The organism is Citrobacter sp. R4, from assembly GCF_026719175.1.
Lineage (GTDB): Bacteria > Pseudomonadota > Gammaproteobacteria > Enterobacterales > Enterobacteriaceae > Citrobacter_A > Citrobacter_A sedlakii.
Map to the genome: position 1 here is coordinate 42,345 of NZ_JAPPSU010000012.1, position 20,090 is coordinate 62,434.

Here is a 20,090-nt window from a genome sequence, read left to right on the forward strand (position 1 = left end):
GAGCTTATCCGATATTACACGTGGGGATGGTAGGCAAAGAGCGCAGGCGCACCGCCGGTATGAATAAAGAGAACGGGACCTTCGTCTTTAAAACGCTTCTGGCTGATGCCGTCGATTAGCCCGGCCATCGCTTTCCCGGTATACACCGGATCGAGAAGAATGCCTTCGAGGCGCGCCAGCAGTTTTACCGCTTCCATCCCCTCTTCATTCGGCATGCCATAACCGGGCGCAAAATAGTCATCCCATAGCGCAATGTCTGCCGACGCGGTCAGTTCCAGGGTTTTGGCAAGGGTCTGCTGCAGCGCCGCCACCTTTGGTTTTTGTTCGGCGACGCTACGCGATACCGTGACGCCAATCAGCTCCACTTCTGGCATCAGTTGTTCAAGGCCCACCGCCAGACCGGCATGAGTGCCAGCGCTGCCGGAAGCCACCACCACCGAAGAGAGCTGTACCGCTCCTTCACATTGCTGGGCGATCTCCAGCGCACTTTCAACGTAACCTAACGCGCCGAGGGCGTTTGAACCGCCCACCGGGATAACGTAAGGCCGGAAGCCCTGCGCTTCGAGCCGGGTGGCTAATTCCTGTAGCTGGGCGTCCGGATCGGTTAACGCGTCGCACATTTCGATTTGCACGTTGAACAGATCCAGCAGTAGCCGGTTGCCGTTGCTCAGATAGTTTTCCGCCGTGGTGCCGATCGGGTTCTCCAGCAGCGCGACGCAATGCAGGCCGAGCTTCGCCGCCACCGCCGCCGTCTGACGCACATGGTTGGACTGAATAGCGCCAGCGGTAATTAGCGTATCCGCCCCTTCGCGCAGCGCGTCAGCGGCAAGAAACTCCAGTTTACGCAGCTTATTGCCGCCCATCGCCATTGGCGTGACGTCGTCCCGCTTTATAAAAATGTCGCGTCCAAGATGATCAGATAAACGTGGGAGGTATTCGAGCGGCGTGGGCGCGCCGATAAATTCCAGGCGTGGGAAGCGCGTCAGGTTGTGCAGTGGCATAAAGCCTCCGTTTTTTGTTGTTGTGATGTTCTTTTTATTATGCACGTTCAGGCGGATGAAATAAAAAAGGCGCTGATTAAAGCGCCTTTTTTTGCTATTTAGCTGATTATTTCGTCACGTCAGCGCCAAACCACTTCTCAGAAAGTGCCTTCAGCGTACCGTCTTTTTGCATCTCAGCGATAGCAGCGTCTACCGCTTTCAGCAGATCTTCGTTGCCTTTACGTACCGCAACGCCCGCTTCCTGACGGGAGAACGCTTCGCCAGTCACCGCCAGCGAGTCTTTGGTTTTCTTCACCAGATCCAGCGCGGCCAGACGGTCGACGAGGATCGCATCAATACGCCCTACGCGCAGATCCTGGTATTTGGTCGGATCGTCATCGTAGGTGCGGATGTCCACGCCCTGAACGTTCTGACGCAGCCACTCTTCGTAGTTGGTGCCCAGGCCGACGCCGACTTTCTTATCTTTCAGATCGGCCGCGGTCTTGATCGCCCCTTCATTGCCCTTTTTCACCAGCGCCTGAATACCGGACACCGTATACGGGGTAGAGAAATCGTATTTCTTCTTACGCTCGTCAGAGATGGTCACCTGATTGATCACCACGTCAATGCGTTTTGAATCCAGAGAGGCCAGCATCCCGTCCCATTTGGTCGGTTTCAGTGAGGCTTTCACCCCAAGATGTTTCGCCAGCTCTTCGGCAAATTCCACTTCAAAGCCGGTTAATTTACCGTCGTCACCCTGATAGCTGAACGGCGGATAAGTGCCTTCCAGCCCCACCAGCAGGGTTCCGCGATCTTTGACCTTCTTAAGCAGTCCTTCATCCGCAAACGTTTTTGCGCTCATCCCAGCGACCAGTGCAACAGCCATCACGCCCATCAGCGCCTGACGACCCAGAAGTGCTAATTTCATATTTACCCCGAATGTTATTATGAATGACCGTAGTGTAGAGCGATTACGCGTCACGCCATAATCCACTCTGCTACATCTTATTCATTTTTAATATATATCAGAAGTCGCTCTGAAGGAGGATTTCTGCATCTGCCCGGGGTGGACCTGCGCTTTGTACTGTTCATACTTGCGCAGCGCAATGCGGTAGTTGTTGGTACTGGTTTCCGGCAGCCACGGCGCCAGATTTTCATCAAGAAAACCATCCTGCAGCAGATCATGAGAAATCTTCTGCTCGCTAAGGTGATTGCCGAGGCGGCGCAAGCGAACAACGTATTCGCGCACAGTGCCGTGGCTCATCTCAGTTTGTTCAAATAAAAACTGCTTAAAACCGATGATGTCAAAGAAGTCGCTCTGCGCTTTGCAGTGCAGATCGCCGCAGAAGCGGCACAGCGCGACCCACTCTTTCCGCTCTTGCTCCCAGGCAGACTCGTCCATCAGCGTGTCCAGTCGGGATATGGCGATTTTATTGACGATCTGCCCTTTACGCACCAGCGTGATGCGGTCGAGTAATTTGTGGCAATGGGCGCAATGCGTCTGGCTGTGTTTAAAGTCTTTGAGGTAGCGGCTTAATGGCCGTCTTTTAGATTGCTGCACCGTCATGAGAACTCCTGGTAGTCAGTAGGTTGTGCGGCATTTTGCAGAGGCAATATGGTCGCCTCCTATAACTTACCCAGCTTAGTGCGTAACCGTTTGATAGCCTGACTGTGCAACTGGCTCACCCGCGACTCCCCGACTTCCAGAACCGCGCCAATCTCTTTGAGATTCAGCTCTTCCTGGTAATAGAGTGTCAGCACCAGTTGTTCACGCTCCGGAAGGGCTTCAATGGCATCCATCACGCGCTGGCGCAAATTGCTCTCAAGGAGCTGCTGTAACGGGTTTTCCTGCTGATGCTCTTCAGTCACCAGCTCAATACTGTCGCCATGTTCTTCCCGCCATTCGTCGTACGAGAAAAGCTGGCTATTATTGGTATCAAGCAACATCTGACGGTATTCTTCGACAGGGATCCCCAGACGCTCCGCCACTTCCGTTTCCGTCGCGTTGCGTCCTAATTCCTGCTCCAGTTGCCCCATCGCCTGCGCCACTTCGCGGGCATTACGCCGGACGCTACGCGGCACCCAGTCACGGCTGCGTAGTTCATCCAGCATTGCGCCACGAATACGCTGCACTGCGTAAGTGGTAAATGCCGTTCCTTGCAGAGCGTCATATCGGTCAACTGCATTCAATAACCCGATGCCGCCCGCCTGTAGCAGATCGTCCAGTTCCACGCTCGCGGGCAAACGCACCTGCAGGCGCAACGCTTCGTGACGCACCAGCGGTACATAACGCTGCCACAGCGAGTGTTTATCCATTACACCTTCAGCGGTATACAGTGAATTCACGATAAACAGCCCTGCGTTAAATGAGTTATCGGCATGATTATCCGTTTCTGCAGGGGTTTTAATTGGATGAATAATGGGTGAAATGAGGGGTTATTTAGAGGTTACCGGTACAGCCAGAGAGAAAAAACCCCGCCGTAGCGGGGTTTGAGAAGGACGCGTAAATTAACGCAGCAGAGACAGAACGTTCTGCGGAACCTGGTTCGCCTGCGCCAGAACAGAGGTACCCGCCTGCTGCAGGATCTGCGCACGAGACATGTTGGACACTTCGGTCGCGTAGTCGGAATCTTCGATACGGCTACGTGCTTCGGACAGGTTGTTTACGGTATTGCCCAGGTTAGTGATAGCTGAGTTGAAACGGTTCTGTACCGCACCCAGATCGGAACGCAGTGCATCTACTTGTGCCAGAGCAGCGTCAATTTTCTGCAACGGATTATCTGTAGTTGCAGAAGCAGCCTCAGCCAATTTAGGCTCAGTCTCAAAATTATGACCCTTTGCTTTAGCTGCAGTATAAATTTTACCATCAATATCTACCACTTCGGTTTTTCCGTCAACACCGCCTAATTGATTCAACGCTGTTGCAGATTTACCTGAAGTATCAGTATAGGTAGTGGTTTTAACTTCAACTTTCCCTTCATTATAAGTTGCAGCGTATCGTTTACCACCAACTTCTAAAGCGTAACCACCATCAATTGTCTTATCATTTTTGTCCGTATAAGACATTTTTACTAATTTTGCACCATCAGCCGCTGTCGGATCAATTCCAGCATCTTTCAACGCTTGGATTGCGGTTGCAGTTACTGTTACTGGGGTTCCAACCTGTTCTGCTTTAACAAAGTCAGCTTTGGCACCAACGTCAGTTCCAGCCGCTAGTGGTGTAGGGGAAGTGGCAAAACTTACGTTACCATCTTTATCAACATTGACTTCATATTTTCCATTTTTAGTCGTAGCGCCAGTTTCTGAATCACCACTAACAGTGGCATAATATTTCCCATCTTTAAAACTGATTTCCGCATCAAAAGTATCCCCAACAGGATCTTTGGGGTCCCCCAGCGCGTTTTTAATTGCAGTCGCGTCAGGGGTTTTGACTGCTGTAGCAGTATCCACATAGCTTACTGTTGTACCAGTAGTTACAGCTTCTGCTTTAACATCATAAGATTTCTGCACATTTAGCGAATCTAACCCCAGTGTCTGGGAATTGATCTGCTTTAGGTCAATATCGATAGTTTCGCCATCGTTCGCTCCAACCTGAATGGTCAGAGTATTGTCTTTTGCCAAAACTTTCACGCCGTTGAACTGGGTTTGACCTGAAACACGGTCGATTTCGTTCAGACGCTGAGTGATTTCAGCCTGGATTGAGTCAAGGTCAGACTGAGAGTTAGTGCTGTTCGCGGACTGAACAGCCAGTTCACGCACACGCTGCAGGTTGTTGTTGATTTCGTTCAGCGCGCCTTCAGTGGTCTGCGCAATGGAGATACCATCGTTGGCGTTACGGGAAGCCTGAGTCAGGCCTTTGATGTTGGATGTAAAGCGGTTAGCAATTGCCTGACCCGCAGCATCGTCTTTCGCGCTGTTGATACGCAGGCCGGAAGACAGACGTTCAATAGCCGTGCCCAGTGCGGACTGAGATTTGTTCAGGTTGTTCTGGGTCAACAGCGACAGGCTGTTTGTATTAATGACTTGTGCCATGATCTTTTCCTTATCAATTACAACTTGATGTTATTGGGCTGTTGCCCACGGTTTCTCACCGTAACCCTTGTATCGGCACCTGAATTTCGAACTTTAGAAAATTTTTAGTTGCAGGCTGCTTTTTTCTTAGCGCACGAAATACCCGCTTTAATAGCCATTAATCTGCGCATTATTTTATCGAAATTATCATTAAACTTTGCCTCCGGATTGCCGATAACGCGCTTATCTACTGTTTGCAATCATAAGGAAGAAGGCATGGCTTCAATTTCATCACTGGGTGTCGGTTCAAACTTACCGCTGGACACGCTGCTGGCTAACCTGACCACCTCCGAAAAAGGACGTTTAACCCCTATTACTACCCAGCAGAGCGCAAACACTGCGAAATTAACGGCCTATGGCACCCTGAAAAGCGCATTAGAAAAATTTCAGACTGCGAATACCGCCCTGAATAAAGCTGATTTATTTAAAGCAACCACGGCTTCAAGCACCACCGAGGATCTCAAAGTCAGTACGACGGCAGGTGCTGCACCTGGTACTTACAAAATTACCGTTAAGAATCTTGCCGCCGCGCAATCTCTTGCCACCAATGCGACTTTCGCGACCACGAAAGAACAGCTAGGCGATACCTCTGTCACTTCCCGCACCATTAAAATTGAACAACCGGGACGTAAAGAACCGCTGGAAATTAAGCTTGATAAAGGCGATACCTCTATGGAAGCGGTTCGCGATGCGATCAATGACGCTGACAGCGGGATTTCAGCCAGTATCGTTAAAGTCTCTGAAGACAAATATCAGTTGGTGTTAACAGCGGCAAGCGGCACAGACAACACAATGAAGATCTCTGTCGAGGGTGATACCAAACTGAATGATCTTCTTGCCTATGACAGCACGACCGGCACAGGTAACATGAAGGAATTGGTCAAAGCGGAAAATGCGGAGCTTACCGTTAACGGTATTGATATTGTCCGTCAAAGCAATACTGTAACCGATGCTCCGCAAGGCCTGACACTTAATCTGACCAAAAAAGTCACTGACGCTACCGTGACCGTCACAAAAGATGATTCTAAAGCGACTGAAGCGATCAAAAGCTGGGTAGAGGCATACAACTCACTGGTGGATACCTTCAGCACCCTGACTAAATACAATGAAGTCGAACCGGGCGAAGCCTCAAGCGACAAAAATGGCGCTCTTCTTGGCGACAGCGTATTACGTACTATCCAGACAGGTATTCGCGCTCAGTTTGCGAACAGTGGCAGCAATTCCACTTTCAAGACAATGGCTGAAATTGGCATTACACAGGACGGTACAACCGGAAAACTCAAACTTGATGAGGATAAATTAGCGAAATCGCTAAAAGATAACACTGCTTCAGTTCGCGAACTGTTAGTCGGAGATGGCAAAGAAACAGGTATCACTACAAAAATCGCCACTGAAGTTAAAGGTTATCTGGCCGACGACGGCATCATTGATAATGCCCAGGACAATATTAACGCCACGCTAAAGAGCCTGACCAAACAATATCTTTCTGTCAGCAACAGTATTGATGAAACCGTAGCACGCTACAAAGCCCAGTTTACCCAGCTCGATACCATGATGAGCAAATTGAACAACACCAGTACTTATCTGAGCCAGCAATTTACGGCGATGAGTAATTCCTGATAACACGAGGTTAATATGTATACCGCGAGCGGTACTAAAGCGTACGCGCAGGTTGGAGTAGAAAGCGCTGTGATGAGCGCCAGCCCGCACCAGTTAATTGAGATGTTGTTTGAGGGTGCTAATAGCGCTTTAGTTCGCGCGCGTTTGTTTATGCAACAGGGTGAAATTGTCGCGAAAGGAGAAGCCGTAAGCAAAGCCATCAATATCATCGATAACGGGCTGAAGGCTGGTCTGGACCTGGAGAATGGTGGCGACATCGCCGCCAATCTTTCCGATCTCTATGACTATATGATCCGCCGCTTACTGCTCGCTAATCTGCGCAATGACAGTCAGGCCATCGAAGAAGTGGAAGGGTTACTCGGCAACATCGCGGATGCCTGGAAACAGATTTCACCGAAAGCATCATCCCAGGAGTCTCGTTAATGACCTCAGCCGTGGAGTTTATCAACCGTTGGCAGCGCATTGCGCTGCTAAGCCAGTCGCTGCTCGAACTTGCGCAGCGAGGTGAATGGGACCTTTTACTGGAACAGGAAGTCACCTATCTGCAAAGTATTGAAACGGTCGTTGAAACGCAAACTCCACCGGACATTACGCGCAGTATTCAGGATATTGTTGCCGGATACATTAAACAAACGCTGGATAACGAACAGCACCTCAAGGTTTTGCTGCAAAAAAGACTCGATGAGCTGAGCGGTCTGATTGGCCAGAGCACGCGACAGCAGTCCCTCAACAATGCTTACGGTCGCCTTTCCGGCATGCTTCTGGTGCCGGACGCCCCCAGCGCGCCACAATAATTCCCGCCACGTTTAAAAATATCTTCCATACTCCAGAAGTTGTCTTTTGATTTCTGGAGCACGGAAGATGAAAAATCCTACCCTTTTGCAGTTCTTCCACTGGTATTACCCCGACGGCGGCAAACTCTGGCAGGAAGTCGCAGCGCGCGCGGACGGCCTTAACGATATCGGGATAAACATGGTCTGGCTTCCCCCGGCGTATAAAGGCGCATCGGGCGGCTATTCCGTCGGTTATGACTGTTACGATTTATTTGATCTCGGCGAGTTCGATCAAAAAGGATCGATCGCCACCAAATATGGCGACAAGACGCAGCTGCTGGCGGCCATCGACGCGCTGCAAAAGAACGAAATTGCGGTTCTGCTCGACGTGGTGGTGAACCATAAAATGGGCGCAGACGAAAAAGAGCCGATTCGCGTTCAGCGGGTGAATGAAGACGACCGCACGCAAATAGAGGACGAAATCATCGAATGCGAAGGCTGGACCCGCTACACCTTCCCTGCCCGCGCCGGGCAATATTCGCAGTTTATCTGGGACTTTAAATGTTTCAGCGGTATCGACCACATTGAAAACCCCACCGAGGACGGGATTTTCAAAATCGTCAACGACTATACCGGCGACGGCTGGAACGACCAGGTCGATGACGAAATGGGCAATTTTGATTATCTGATGGGCGAAAATATCGACTTCCGCAATCATGCCGTGACCGAAGAGATCAAATACTGGGCGCGCTGGGTGATGGAACAAACCCACTGCGACGGTTTCCGGCTGGACGCGGTAAAACATATTCCGGCCTGGTTTTATAAAGAGTGGATTGAGCACGTACAGGAGGTCGCGCCGAAGCCGCTGTTTATCGTGGCGGAATACTGGTCGCACGACGTTGATACGCTGCAAAACTACATCAATCAGGTTGACGGCAAGACGATGCTGTTTGACGCCCCGCTGCAAATGAAATTTCACGAAGCGTCCCGTCAGGGGAGCGACTATGATATGAGCCAGATCTTTACCGGTACGCTGGTGGAGGCCGATCCTTTTCATGCCGTCACGCTGGTTGCCAACCACGATACCCAGCCGTTGCAGGCGCTGGAAGCCCCGGTCGAGCCGTGGTTTAAACCGCTGGCCTATGCGTTGATCCTGCTACGGGAAAACGGTGTCCCTTCCGTTTTTTATCCCGATCTTTACGGCGCGCATTACGAAGATACCGGCAACGACGGCGGAACCTACCCCATCGACATGCCGATCATTAATCAGCTCGATCAGCTTATTCTGGCGCGCCAGCGTTTCGCCCACGGCGTGCAGACACTCTACTTCGACCATCCAAACTGTATCGCTTTCAGCCGCAGCGGCACTGAAGAGGATCCCGGCTGTGTGGTGGTGCTGTCGAACGGCGACGACGGCGAAAAAACGCTCACGCTGGGTGAAAACTACGGCAACAAAACCTGGCGCGACTTTTTAGGAAATCGTCAGGAAACCGTGACAACCGACGCAAATGGCGTAGCGACCTTTTACTGCAACGGCGGCAGCGTGAGCGTGTGGGTGATAGAAGAAGCGATATAAAAATACCCCGGCAGGGCGACCTGTCGGGGGAGTGTTCAGGGCAGCGGGGTCGGCAGCGGCGATTTTTCCAGCGCGGCGGCGCACTCTGCGGTGGGACGCGTGACGCGCTGCAGGGTCATTCCATCATATTCTAACGTGCTGCCTTCGCGCTCGATCGCGTAAAGATCGCGGTTTACCGTCACGTTGGTTAACTCACCCGATAACATCGTCAGTTTACCCGGTAGCGCAATCACGCGCTGCCATTGACGGCAGTCGAAGGTATCCCCGGCGTGGGTAATCACCAGGCTGCCAATCGCTTCCGGACTCACCAGACTGCGCTGCGGGCCTTTCGTCTGCCAGTACCCTTCCAGTCCGGCCGGCGCGGGCGTTTTCACCACGTTATGGTAATTTTCCACCTCGGCGCATCCCGCTAACATCAGTAACGCCCCAATGATTGCTACTTTTTTCATCATTCATCCTGCATGCGAAGAAAAGGGGATTGTGGCATTAAAGCCCTGATGTCGCCAGCCTTTCCCACAGAACGGCGAAGTTTGATCCAGTCGGTATTACCGCTTAATAGTACCAGGCAAAAAAACGGTTGTGGTGTACTATCCGCACTCTTGTTTCATACCTTCTGAGTTCAGAGGCAAAACACATGTCATGGCAACACTTCAAACACGCCTGGTTAATTAAATTCTGGGCGCCCGTTCCCGCGGTCATCGCGGCGGGTATTCTCTCCACTTACTATTTTGGCATCACCGGCACCTTCTGGGCCGTCACCGGCGAATTTACCCGCTGGGGCGGACAAATCCTGCAACTGTTTGGCGTCCATGCCGAAGAATGGGGCTATTACAAGCTGATTCATCTCGACGGCTCGCCGCTGACGCGCATCGACGGAATGATGATCCTCGGCATGTTCGGTGGCTGCTTCGCCGCCGCGCTGTGGGCCAACAACGTCAAGCTGCGTATTCCACGCAGCCGGGTGCGCATCATGCAGGCAATCATTGGCGGGATGATCGCCGGTTTCGGCGCGCGTCTGGCGATGGGCTGTAATCTGGCGGCCTTCTTTACCGGCATCCCGCAGTTCTCTCTTCATGCCTGGTTCTTTGCATTAGCGACCGCCATCGGCTCCTGGTTCGGCGCTCGCTTTACGCTACTGCCAATCTTCCGCATTCCGGTCAAAATGCAAAAAGTCTCCGCCGCCTCGCCGCTGACGCAAAAGCCGGATCAGGCGCGTCGCCGCTTCCGCTTAGGGATGCTGGTGTTTATCGGCATGATTGGCTGGGCGCTGTTAACGGCGATGAACCAACCGAAGCTGGGTATGGCGATGCTGTTCGGCGTGGGATTTGGGCTGCTGATTGAACGCGCGCAGATTTGCTTTACTTCGGCGTTTCGCGATCTGTGGATCACCGGACGTACCCATATGGCGAAAGCGATCATCTTTGGGATGGCGGTAAGCGCAATCGGGATATTCAGCTACGTGCAGTTGGGCGTGGAAGCGAAGATCATGTGGGCTGGCCCGAACGCCGTGATCGGCGGGCTGCTGTTCGGTTTTGGCATCGTGCTGGCCGGCGGTTGCGAAACCGGCTGGATGTACCGCGCCGTGGAAGGCCAGGTGCACTACTGGTGGGTTGGGCTGGGTAATGTCATTGGCTCTACAATTCTGGCGTACTACTGGGATGACTTCGCCCCGGCGCTGGCAACCAACTGGGACAAAATTAATCTGCTCACAACCTTTGGTCCGCCTGGCGGTCTGTTGGTGACTTATCTGCTGCTGTTTACCGCGCTGATGCTGATTATCGGTTGGGAAAAACGTTTCTTCCGCCGCGCCGGGTTAACCCCCGCTAAGGAAACCGCATGAAAAATATCGTACCTGATTACCGTCTTGATATGGTTGGTGAACCCTGCCCCTACCCTGCCGTCGCCACGCTTGAGGCGATGCCGCAGTTAAAAAAAGGGGAAATTCTGGAAGTGGTGAGCGACTGTCCGCAATCGATCAATAACATCCCGCTGGATGCGCGTAACCATGGCTACACGGTACTGGACATTCAGCAGGACGGTCCCACAATCCGTTATTTAATTCAGAAATAAAACGTTGCCGGATGGCGGCGCAAGCGTCACCGTCCGGCCTGACACCGCTCACCCCCAGGCATCAAACCTACACCTGCATCGACATGACTTCCTGATACGCCGCCACCAGCTTGTTACGCACCTGAATGCCCATCTGCATGGACACGGACGCCTTTTGCATATCGGTCATCACATCGTTCAGCGCGATGCCCGGCTCGCCGAGGGTAAATTTTTCGGCCTGAACGCGTGCGGCGGTTTGCCTGTCGCTGATGCGGTCCAGCGCCGCGTGGAGTTGGCCGGCAAAACTGACGGTCGACTGCGGCAAAGCCTCCTGCGCACGCGCGCCCATCGCGGTCGCCTGCAGTTGGCTGATGACCCCTTCAATCCCCTGTATCGCTGACATGATAATCCTCTGGATGATTTTTTACGCAGCAGAGATTACCAGTTTGTCAATAAGATAAAGGCGTTAAATAACGCTAAAAAACCACGGTTTTTGCCGCATAGAAAAAAACGAAAGCACAAATAATGAGACCGTCAATTTTTCGATTTTGCTGACCCGGGAGTGAGTCTTGTTCCACTTTGCAAATAAAGCCGTCCACGAACAGTCACGAGGTGCGAGATGAACGCGACTGCATCGGCTGCAACCCAACCTAAACCTCTCGAGTGGCTTAATCGCCTGCGCGCGAACCCTAAAATTCCTTTGATTGTCGCTGGCTCCGCCGCCGTCGCGATTATCGTGGCGATGGTGCTCTGGGCGAAGTCGCCGGACTATCGCACGTTGTTCAGCAATTTGTCCGATCAGGACGGCGGCGCGATCGTCACCCAGCTAACCCAGATGAATATCCCCTACCGTTTTACGGAAGGCAGCGGCGCGATCGAAGTTCCGGCGGATAAAGTGCATGAATTGCGCCTGCGTCTGGCTCAGCAAGGGCTGCCGAAAGGCGGCGCGGTAGGCTTTGAACTGTTGGATCAGGAAAAATTCGGCATCAGCCAGTTCAGCGAGCAGGTGAACTACCAGCGCGCGCTGGAAGGCGAACTGGCGCGCACCATCGAAACCCTCGGTCCGGTCAAGCGCGCCCGCGTGCATCTGGCGATGCCCAAACCGTCGCTGTTCGTGCGTGAACAAAAATCCCCTTCCGCCTCCGTCACGGTGAATCTGGAACCGGGCCGCGCCCTGGACGAAGGACAAATCAGCGCGGTGGTGCATCTGGTTTCCAGTGCTGTCGCCGGGCTGCCGCCGGGTAACGTGACGCTGGTCGATCAGGGCGGGCATTTGCTTACCCAGTCGAACACCAGCGGACGCGACCTCAACGACGCGCAATTGAAATACGCCAGCGACGTGGAAGGCCGTATTCAGCGCCGCATCGAATCGATCCTCTCGCCGATCGTCGGTAACGGTAATGTCCACGCACAGGTGACCGCGCAACTGGACTTCGCCAATAAAGAACAGACGGAAGAGCAGTACCGTCCGAACGGCGACGCGTCGCAGGCGGTGCTGCGTTCACGTCAGGTGAATGAAAGCGAACAAATCGGTTCCGGTCTGCCAGGCGGCGTACCGGGCGCGCTGTCCAACCAGCCTGCGCCAGCAAACGCCGCGCCAATTACCACACCGCCGGCTAATCAGCAGAATGCGCAAAACGGGCAAAACGCCCAGCAGACGACCACCAATACCAACGCCGGGCCGCGCAGCACCCAGCGTAACGAAACCAGTAACTACGAAGTCGACCGCACCATTCGCCATACCAAAATGAACGTCGGCGACATCCAGCGTCTTTCCGTGGCGGTGGTCGTGAATTACAAAACCCTGCCGGATGGCAAGCCGCTGCCGCTCACCGCTGAACAGATGAAACAGCTGGAAGATCTGACTCGCGAGGCAATGGGCTTCTCGGATAAACGCGGCGACACCCTGAACGTCGTTAACTCACCGTTTACCGCCACCGATGACGACAGCGCCGACCTGCCGTTCTGGAAACAACAGGCCTTTATCGAACAGTTAATGTCGGCGGGTCGCTGGCTGCTGGTGCTGCTGGTTGCCTGGATCCTCTGGCGTAAGGCGGTGCGTCCACAGTTGACGCGTCGCGCTGAGGAGGCCAAAGCCGCTCAGGAACTTGAACAACTGCGTCAGGAAACGCAGGAAGCCGTTGAAGTTCGTCTCAGTAAGGATGAACAGACTCAGCAGCGTCGCGCGAACCAGCGTCTGGGCGCGGAAGTGATGAGTCAACGTATTCGCGAAATGTCAGATAACGATCCGCGCGTGGTGGCGCTGGTCATTCGTCAGTGGATGAGTAACGATCATGAGTAATGCCCTTACCGGTACCGATAAAAGCGTCATCCTGCTGATGACCATTGGCGAAGATCGCGCGGCGGAGGTGTTCAAGCACCTCTCCCAACGGGAAGTACAGACCCTGAGCGCGGCGATGGCGAACGTTCGCCAAATCTCTAATCAGCAGCTTACGGAAGTGCTGGCGGAATTTGAGCAAGAGGCCGAGCAGTTTGCGGCGCTCAACATTAACGCCAACGAGTACCTGCGCTCCGTGCTGGTCAAAGCGCTGGGCGAAGAGCGCGCCGCGAGCCTGCTGGAAGATATTCTCGAAACCCGCGATACCGCCAGCGGCATTGAGACGCTCAACTTTATGGAGCCGCAAAGCGCCGCCGATCTTATCCGCGACGAACACCCGCAGATTATCGCCACCATTCTCGTGCACCTCAAACGCGGCCAGGCCGCCGACATTCTGGCGCTGTTCGACGAACGCCTGCGCCACGATGTGATGTTGCGTATCGCCACCTTCGGCGGCGTCCAGCCTGCCGCGCTGGCGGAATTGACCGAAGTGCTCAATGGTCTGCTCGACGGCCAGAACCTCAAACGCAGCAAAATGGGCGGCGTAAGAACGGCGGCGGAAATCATCAACCTGATGAAAACGCAGCAGGAAGAGGCTGTCATTACCGCCGTGCGTGAATTCGACGGCGAGCTGGCGCAAAAAATTATCGACGAGATGTTCCTGTTCGAAAACCTGGTGGATGTGGACGACCGCAGCATTCAGCGCCTGCTGCAGGAAGTGGATTCCGAGTCGCTGCTGATCGCCCTGAAAGGCGCGGAGCAGCCGCTGCGCGAGAAGTTCCTGCGCAACATGTCCCAGCGCGCCGCCGATATCCTGCGCGACGACCTGGCCAACCGTGGTCCGGTGCGTCTGTCGCAGGTGGAGAACGAACAGAAAGCGATTCTGCTTATTGTGCGTCGTCTGGCGGAAACCGGCGAAATGGTGATCGGCAGCGGCGAGGATACCTATGTCTGATGCGCTGCCGTGGAAAGTCTGGACGCCAGACGACCTCGCCCCGCCGCTGGCGGAGTTTACGCCCGTGGATCACTGCGAAGAACTGCCGTCTGAAGACGGCGGCGAACCGGAACTGAGCGCGGAACAACAACTTGAACAGCAGCTGGCGCAACTGAAGATCCAGGCGCACGAACAGGGGTATAACGCCGGTCTTGCGGAAGGCCGCAAAGCGGGTCATGAGCAGGGCTACCAGGAGGGTCTGGCGCAAGGTCTGGAACAGGGCCAGGCGCAGGCACGCAGTCAGCAGGCGCCCCTTCACGCGCGGATGCAACAACTGGTCAATGAGTTTCAGAATACGCTGGATGCGCTGGACAGCGTCATTGCGTCACGTCTGATGCAGATGGCGCTGGAAGCCGCCCGCCAGGTGATCGGACAGACGCCAGCCGTAGACAACTCGGCGTTGATTAAACAAATTCAACACCTGTTGCAACAGGAACCGTTGTTCAGCGGCAAACCGCAGCTTCGCGTGCATCCGGATGATTTACAGCGCGTGGAAGAGATGCTCGGCGCAACCCTCAGCCTCCACGGCTGGCGACTGCGCGGCGATCCGACGCTGCATCATGGCGGCTGCAAGGTTTCTGCGGATGAAGGCGATCTGGACGCCAGCGTCGCCACCCGCTGGCAGGAACTTTGCCGCCTGGCTGCGCCGGGAGTTGTCTGATGACGACCCGTCTCACCCGCTGGCTGACGACGCTGGATAATTTCGAAGCCAAAATGGCGCAGCTTCCGGCAGTGCGCCGTTATGGCCGGCTGACACGCGCCACCGGACTGGTGCTGGAGGCGACCGGTCTGCAGCTTCCGCTGGGCGCCACCTGCGTTATTGAACGTCAGGAAGGGACCGAAACCCATGAAGTGGAAAGTGAAGTCGTCGGCTTTAACGGCCAGCGCCTGTTTCTGATGCCGCTTGAAGAGGTCGAAGGCATTTTGCCCGGCGCGCGCGTTTACGCCAGGAACATTGCCGGAGAGGGACTGCAGAGCGGCAAACAGTTACCGCTTGGTCCGCCGCTGCTGGGTCGCGTGCTGGACGGCAGCGGTAAGCCGCTCGATGGTCTGCCCTCCCCCGACACCACCGAAACCGGCGCGCTGATCACCGCGCCGTTTAACCCGCTACAGCGCACGCCGATTGAGCATGTTCTGGATACCGGCGTGCGTCCTATCAACGCGCTGTTAACCGTCGGACGCGGCCAACGTATGGGCCTGTTTGCCGGTTCCGGCGTCGGTAAAAGCGTGCTGCTCGGCATGATGGCGCGCTATACCCGCGCCGATGTGATCGTGGTCGGGCTGATCGGCGAACGTGGCCGCGAAGTAAAAGATTTTATCGAAAACATTCTTGGCGCAGACGGACGCGCGCGTTCGGTGGTCATTGCCGCGCCGGCGGACGTGTCGCCGCTACTGCGGATGCAGGGCGCCGCCTATGCCACCCGGATCGCAGAGGACTTTCGCGACCGGGGTCAGCATGTTCTGCTGATCATGGACTCCCTGACCCGTTATGCGATGGCGCAGCGTGAAATCGCGCTGGCAATAGGCGAACCGCCCGCGACCAAAGGCTATCCGCCATCGGTATTCGCCAAGCTGCCTGCGCTGGTGGAACGCGCGGGCAATGGTATCCACGGCGGCGGTTCGATCACTGCGTTTTATACGGTACTGACCGAAGGCGACGACCAGCAGGATCCGATTGCCGACTCGGCGCGTGCAATCCTTGACGGACACATTGTGCTGTCGCGGCGGCTGGCGGAAGCCGGACACTACCCCGCTATCGATATCGAAGCCTCCATCAGCCGCGCCATGACGGCGCTGATTAGCGAGCAGCATTACGCCAAAGTACGCCAGTTTAAGCAGTTATTGTCGAGCTTCCAGCGTAACCGCGATCTCGTTAGCGTCGGGGCTTACGCTAAGGGCAGCGACCCGATGCTCGACAAAGCGATCGCACTCTGGCCACAGCTGGAGGCGTTTCTTCAGCAAAGTATTTTTGAACGGGCCGACTGGGAGGATTCCCTGCAGGCGCTGGATCTACTTTTCCCGGCGGGATGATAACGCAGGAGGAGATGCGTCATGGCAGAACACGGTGCACTGGCAACACTCAAAGATCTCGCTGAAAAAGAGGTCGATGACGCTGCCCAACTGTTAGGGGAAATGCGTCGCGGATTTCAGCAGGCGGAAGAACAACTCAAGATGCTGATTGACTACCAGAATGAGTATCGCAGCAACCTGAATAACGACATGAGCCAGGGGATCGCCAGTAATCGCTGGATCAACTACCAGCAGTTTATTCAGACGCTGGAAAAAGCCGTTGAACAGCACCGTCAGCAGTTAACGCAATGGACGCAAAAGGTCGACGTGGCGCTGAACAACTGGCGAGAAAAAAAGCAACGCCTGCAGGCCTGGCAGACGTTGCAGGACAGACAAAACGCGGCGGCGCTACTGGCTGAAAACCGCCTGGATCAGAAAAAAATGGATGAATTTGCTCAGCGTGCAGCAATGAGGAAACCCGAATGATCACCTTGCCCCAACTGGTCACCACCGACACCGATCTGACCACCGGCTTGCCGTCCGGGAAAGCGGCGGATTCTGCGCAGGATTTCCTGGCTCTGCTGGCGGGCGCGCTTGGCGCTGGCGACACGCAGGGTCAGGGCGCGCCGCTTACGCTTGCCGACCTGCGGGCTGCGGGCGGCAAACTGCAGAAAGCGCTGCTGGCGCAGGACGGCGACGCGTTGCCGCGCGATAAGTTGACGGCGCTCCTCGCCGCCAAAGATGCGCAAACCGATGAGTCGCTCAAAGGGCTACACGACGCCGGAGCGCTGTTTTCGGCCCTGTCGCCGTCGCAGAAAACCAGCGCGCTGGCCGTCCTGAGTCAGGCAGAACAAAAAGGTGAGAAGAAAAGCGCACTCAGCGACGACGATCTCGCCAGCCTGAGCGCGCTGTTCGCGATGCTGCCCGGCCAGCCCGGATTCACCACCGCCCCGACAGATGCGCAGCTCAGCGCACCAGGGACATCCCTGCGGGTAGATCCCCGTTCTCTGTCGCAAGAGCGCGCCACGCCTTTCGACGGCGATACGCTAAAAGACGCTAAAAAAGAGGCTGCATTACCGGGCATAGCGGCGGATAACGCCAAAAGCCAGGCGGTTGCCGCGCCAGTCATAACAGGTGGCGCAACGGATCATGTTGACGCAGAGAGCACGCCGACGCCCGTCGCGCCGGGTCTGGCAATGAGCGCCAACGCGCCATCCACCCCGCAAACAGCGCAGCCTGGCAGCCCCGCGCCAGTGCTGAGCGCCCCGCTCGGCAGCCACGAATGGCAGCAATCGCTGAGCCAGCACATCACGCTGTTCACCCGCCAGGGTCAGCAGAGCGCGGAGTTACGTTTGCATCCTGAAGATCTGGGTCAGGTGCAGATCTCGCTTAAGCTGGATGATAACCACGCGCAGTTGCAGATGGTTTCCGCGCACAGCCACGTTCGCGCCGCGCTGGAAGCCGCCCTGCCGGTTCTGCGCACCCAGCTGGCGGAAAGCGGGATCCAACTGGGCCAAAGCAACATCAGCAGCGAAAGCTTCGCCGGTCAGCAGCACTCTTCCTCGCAGCAGCATGCATCTCGTACACCGGGACAGGCGCTGGCGCTGGGCGATGATGAGAGCGAACTGGCGGTTCCGGCCTCGCTGCAGTCTGCCGCGCGCGGTAATGGCGCCGTCGATATCTTCGCCTAACGCCAGAGGTAGCACGATTATCCGCGTCTTTTCCACGCTTTGCCGTGGTCAGGACACGGGATAATCAGCCCATAAGCTGTACCGAAACAGGAAGCCCGTATCAGATGACTGATTCCGCACTTAACAAAAAGAGCAAGCGCTCAATTTGGATCCCTCTGCTGGTAATCATTACCCTCGCCGCCTGCGCCACCGCGGGTTATAGCTATTGGCGTATGCAGCAGAAGCCGACAACCGCGGCGAACGAACCGCCGCCTCCGCCTGCGCCGGTCTTTTTTGCCCTCGACACCTTTACGGTGAATCTCGGTGATGCCGATCGCGTGTTGTATATCGGCGTGACGCTGCGTCTGAAAGATGAGGCGACGCGCGCGCGTCTTAACGAATATTTACCGGAAGTCCGTAGCCGCCTGCTGCTGCTGTTCTCACGTCAGGATGCCGCAGTGCTGTCTACCGAAGACGGTAAACAAAAGCTGATCGCGGCGATTAAAGAGACGCTTTCCCCTCCGCTTGTTGCCGGACAACCTAAACAGGACGTGACCGACGTGCTGTACACAGCTTTCATTCTGCGGTAACGACATGGGCGACAGTATTCTCTCTCAGGCTGAAATCGATGCGCTGCTCAACGGCGACAGCGAAACGAAAGACGAACCGAAAGCAGGGATCGCGGGTGAAAGCGATATCCGTCCCTACGATCCGAATACCCAGCGTCGCGTCGTACGCGAGCGTCTTCAGGCGCTGGAGATCATCAACGAGCGTTTCGCGCGCCAGTTCCGGATGGGGCTGTTTAACCTGCTGCGACGTAGCCCCGATATTACCGTCGGGGCGATCCGCATTCAGCCGTACCATGAATTTGCGCGCAACCTGCCGGTTCCCACCAACCTCAACCTGATCCACCTGAAGCCGCTGCGTGGAACGGGCCTGGTGGTTTTTTCGCCGAGTCTGGTGTTTATCGCCGTCGATAACCTGTTCGGCGGCGATGGTCGTTTCCCGACCAAAGTGGAAGGCCGTGAGTTCACGCATACCGAGCAGCGGGTGATCAACCGCATGCTGAAGCTGGCGCTTGAAGGCTACAGCGACGCGTGGAAAGCGATTAATCCGCTGGAAGTCGAGTATGTACGTTCCGAGATGCAGGTGAAGTTTACCAATATCACCACCTCACCGAACGATATCGTGGTGAACACGCCGTTCCACGTCGAAATTGGCAACCTGACCGGCGAATTCAACATCTGCCTGCCGTTCAGCATGATCGAACCGCTGCGCGAACTGTTGGTCAACCCGCCGCTGGAAAACTCCCGCCATGAGGATCAGAACTGGCGCGACAACCTGGTGCGTCAGGTTCAGCATTCCGAGCTGGAGCTGGTAGCGAATTTCGCCGATATTCCGCTGCGTCTTTCGCAGATTTTAAAACTGCAACCCGGCGATGTGCTGCCGATTGAAAAACCAGACCGCATTATTGCTCATGTGGACGGTGTGCCTGTCCTGACCAGCCAGTATGGCACTGTTAACGGTCAGTACGCGTTACGCGTAGAACATCTGATTAACCCGATTTTGAATTCGCTGAATGAGGAACAGCCCAAATGAGTGACATGAATAATCCGTCTGATGAGAACACTGGCGCATTGGACGATCTGTGGGCTGACGCGTTAAACGAGCAAAAAACGACGACGGCGAAAAGCCCGGCGGACGCGGTGTTCCAGCAGCTTGGCGGTGGCGACGTCAGCGGCACGCTGCAGGATATCGATCTGATTATGGATATCCCGGTTAAACTGACCGTGGAATTAGGCCGCACACGTATGACCATCAAAGAACTGTTGCGCCTGACGCAAGGTTCCGTGGTCGCGCTGGATGGTCTGGCAGGCGAGCCGCTGGACATTCTGATCAACGGTTATCTGATCGCCCAGGGCGAAGTTGTGGTCGTCGCCGACAAGTACGGCGTGCGCATTACCGACATCATTACGCCGTCTGAACGTATGCGTCGCCTGAGCCGCTAA

General features: G+C 55.2%; 22 protein-coding genes. 15 read left to right on the forward strand and 7 right to left on the reverse strand.

The annotated features are described in order from the left end of the window. Window positions 1-14 precede the first annotated feature (14 nt). The 5 genes from dcyD to OOJ60_RS19955 form a co-directional block, all read right to left on the reverse strand. Window positions 15-1,001 (reverse strand): D-cysteine desulfhydrase, encoded by a 987-nt coding sequence (gene dcyD / locus OOJ60_RS19935; protein WP_181823009.1) that lies wholly within the window; start codon window positions 999-1,001, stop codon window positions 15-17. A 106-nt stretch (window positions 1,002-1,107) separates the two neighbouring features. Continuing rightward, window positions 1,108-1,908 carry a cystine ABC transporter substrate-binding protein gene (gene tcyJ, locus OOJ60_RS19940; protein ID WP_060571412.1) on the reverse strand — a complete coding sequence of 267 codons (801 nt, stop codon included), beginning with the start codon at window positions 1,906-1,908 and terminating at the stop codon, window positions 1,108-1,110. Window positions 1,909-1,995: 87 nt separating this feature from the next. Then, on the reverse strand, window positions 1,996-2,547 hold the full coding sequence (gene fliZ, locus OOJ60_RS19945) for a flagella biosynthesis regulatory protein FliZ (RefSeq protein ID WP_205613067.1): 552 nt from the start codon (window positions 2,545-2,547) through the stop codon (window positions 1,996-1,998). Window positions 2,548-2,606: 59 nt separating this feature from the next. After that, on the reverse strand, window positions 2,607-3,326 hold the full coding sequence (gene fliA / locus OOJ60_RS19950) for an RNA polymerase sigma factor FliA (protein WP_012906204.1): 720 nt from the start codon (window positions 3,324-3,326) through the stop codon (window positions 2,607-2,609). Between the two features lie 162 nt (window positions 3,327-3,488). Then, window positions 3,489-5,012, reverse strand: a complete 1,524-nt coding sequence (locus tag OOJ60_RS19955) for a FliC/FljB family flagellin (protein ID WP_199956774.1) — start codon at window positions 5,010-5,012, stop codon at window positions 3,489-3,491. Between the two features lie 255 nt (window positions 5,013-5,267). Here OOJ60_RS19955 and fliD point away from each other — a divergent pair, with 255 nt between their 5' ends. The 4 genes from fliD to amyA all read left to right on the forward strand — a co-directional run bounded on the left by fliD (window position 5,268) and on the right by amyA (window position 9,020). Next, window positions 5,268-6,671, forward strand: coding sequence for a flagellar filament capping protein FliD (gene fliD / locus OOJ60_RS19960; protein ID WP_042284017.1), 1,404 nt, complete (start codon window positions 5,268-5,270; stop codon window positions 6,669-6,671). A gap of 15 nt (window positions 6,672-6,686) precedes the next feature. Beyond that, a complete protein-coding gene (gene fliS / locus OOJ60_RS19965; RefSeq protein ID WP_042284021.1) occupies window positions 6,687-7,094 on the forward strand; it encodes a flagellar export chaperone FliS in 408 nt (135 codons plus the stop codon). Next, window positions 7,094-7,465 carry a flagella biosynthesis regulatory protein FliT gene (gene fliT, locus OOJ60_RS19970; RefSeq protein ID WP_181823005.1) on the forward strand — a complete coding sequence of 124 codons (372 nt, stop codon included), beginning with the start codon at window positions 7,094-7,096 and terminating at the stop codon, window positions 7,463-7,465. Before fliS ends, fliT begins: the two co-directional genes overlap by 1 nt. A gap of 67 nt (window positions 7,466-7,532) precedes the next feature. Further along, on the forward strand, window positions 7,533-9,020 hold the full coding sequence (gene amyA / locus OOJ60_RS19975) for an alpha-amylase (protein WP_205613068.1): 1,488 nt from the start codon (window positions 7,533-7,535) through the stop codon (window positions 9,018-9,020). Window positions 9,021-9,055: 35 nt separating this feature from the next. On the opposite strand, the gene yedD is transcribed toward amyA, so the two are convergent. Continuing rightward, complete coding sequence (gene yedD, locus OOJ60_RS19980) at window positions 9,056-9,469, reverse strand: lipoprotein YedD (protein ID WP_205613096.1); 414 nt, start codon at window positions 9,467-9,469, stop codon at window positions 9,056-9,058. A gap of 185 nt (window positions 9,470-9,654) precedes the next feature. Here yedD and yedE point away from each other — a divergent pair, with 185 nt between their 5' ends. Both yedE and yedF read left to right on the forward strand, forming a co-directional pair. Then, complete coding sequence (yedE, locus tag OOJ60_RS19985; protein WP_205613069.1) at window positions 9,655-10,860, forward strand: selenium metabolism membrane protein YedE/FdhT; 1,206 nt, start codon at window positions 9,655-9,657, stop codon at window positions 10,858-10,860. After that, entirely contained in the window at window positions 10,857-11,090 is a 234-nt protein-coding gene (gene yedF, locus OOJ60_RS19990; protein ID WP_000790504.1) for a sulfurtransferase-like selenium metabolism protein YedF, read from the forward strand. The genes yedE and yedF overlap by 4 nt, the downstream gene beginning before the upstream one ends. Before the next feature lie 67 nt (window positions 11,091-11,157). Here yedF and fliE read toward each other — a convergent pair whose 3' ends face one another. Next, a complete protein-coding gene (gene fliE / locus OOJ60_RS19995; protein WP_042284034.1) occupies window positions 11,158-11,472 on the reverse strand; it encodes a flagellar hook-basal body complex protein FliE in 315 nt (104 codons plus the stop codon). Between the two features lie 216 nt (window positions 11,473-11,688). Between fliE and fliF the strand changes: the two genes are divergently transcribed. The 9 genes from fliF to fliN all read left to right on the forward strand — a co-directional run bounded on the left by fliF (window position 11,689) and on the right by fliN (window position 20,090). Further along, entirely contained in the window at window positions 11,689-13,371 is a 1,683-nt protein-coding gene (gene fliF, locus OOJ60_RS20000) for a flagellar basal-body MS-ring/collar protein FliF (protein ID WP_205613070.1), read from the forward strand. Then, a complete protein-coding gene (gene fliG, locus OOJ60_RS20005) occupies window positions 13,364-14,362 on the forward strand; it encodes a flagellar motor switch protein FliG (RefSeq protein ID WP_042284037.1) in 999 nt (332 codons plus the stop codon). The genes fliF and fliG overlap by 8 nt, the downstream gene beginning before the upstream one ends. After that, window positions 14,355-15,062 (forward strand): flagellar assembly protein FliH, encoded by a 708-nt coding sequence (fliH, locus tag OOJ60_RS20010; RefSeq protein ID WP_199956768.1) that lies wholly within the window; start codon window positions 14,355-14,357, stop codon window positions 15,060-15,062. The genes fliG and fliH overlap by 8 nt, the downstream gene beginning before the upstream one ends. Next, on the forward strand, window positions 15,062-16,432 hold the full coding sequence (gene fliI, locus OOJ60_RS20015) for a flagellar protein export ATPase FliI (protein ID WP_205613071.1): 1,371 nt from the start codon (window positions 15,062-15,064) through the stop codon (window positions 16,430-16,432). Before fliH ends, fliI begins: the two co-directional genes overlap by 1 nt. Before the next feature lie 21 nt (window positions 16,433-16,453). Beyond that, a complete protein-coding gene (gene fliJ / locus OOJ60_RS20020) occupies window positions 16,454-16,897 on the forward strand; it encodes a flagellar export protein FliJ (RefSeq protein ID WP_042284040.1) in 444 nt (147 codons plus the stop codon). Continuing rightward, window positions 16,894-18,102 carry a flagellar hook length control protein FliK gene (gene fliK, locus OOJ60_RS20025; RefSeq protein WP_205613072.1) on the forward strand — a complete coding sequence of 403 codons (1,209 nt, stop codon included), beginning with the start codon at window positions 16,894-16,896 and terminating at the stop codon, window positions 18,100-18,102. Before fliJ ends, fliK begins: the two co-directional genes overlap by 4 nt. Before the next feature lie 104 nt (window positions 18,103-18,206). Beyond that, window positions 18,207-18,671: a flagellar basal body-associated protein FliL gene (fliL, locus tag OOJ60_RS20030; protein ID WP_042284042.1), complete on the forward strand. Its 465-nt coding sequence runs from the start codon at window positions 18,207-18,209 to the stop codon at window positions 18,669-18,671. A gap of 4 nt (window positions 18,672-18,675) precedes the next feature. Further along, window positions 18,676-19,680, forward strand: coding sequence for a flagellar motor switch protein FliM (gene fliM, locus OOJ60_RS20035; RefSeq protein WP_042284043.1), 1,005 nt, complete (start codon window positions 18,676-18,678; stop codon window positions 19,678-19,680). Next, window positions 19,677-20,090 (forward strand): flagellar motor switch protein FliN, encoded by a 414-nt coding sequence (gene fliN, locus OOJ60_RS20040; protein WP_042284046.1) that lies wholly within the window; start codon window positions 19,677-19,679, stop codon window positions 20,088-20,090. Before fliM ends, fliN begins: the two co-directional genes overlap by 4 nt.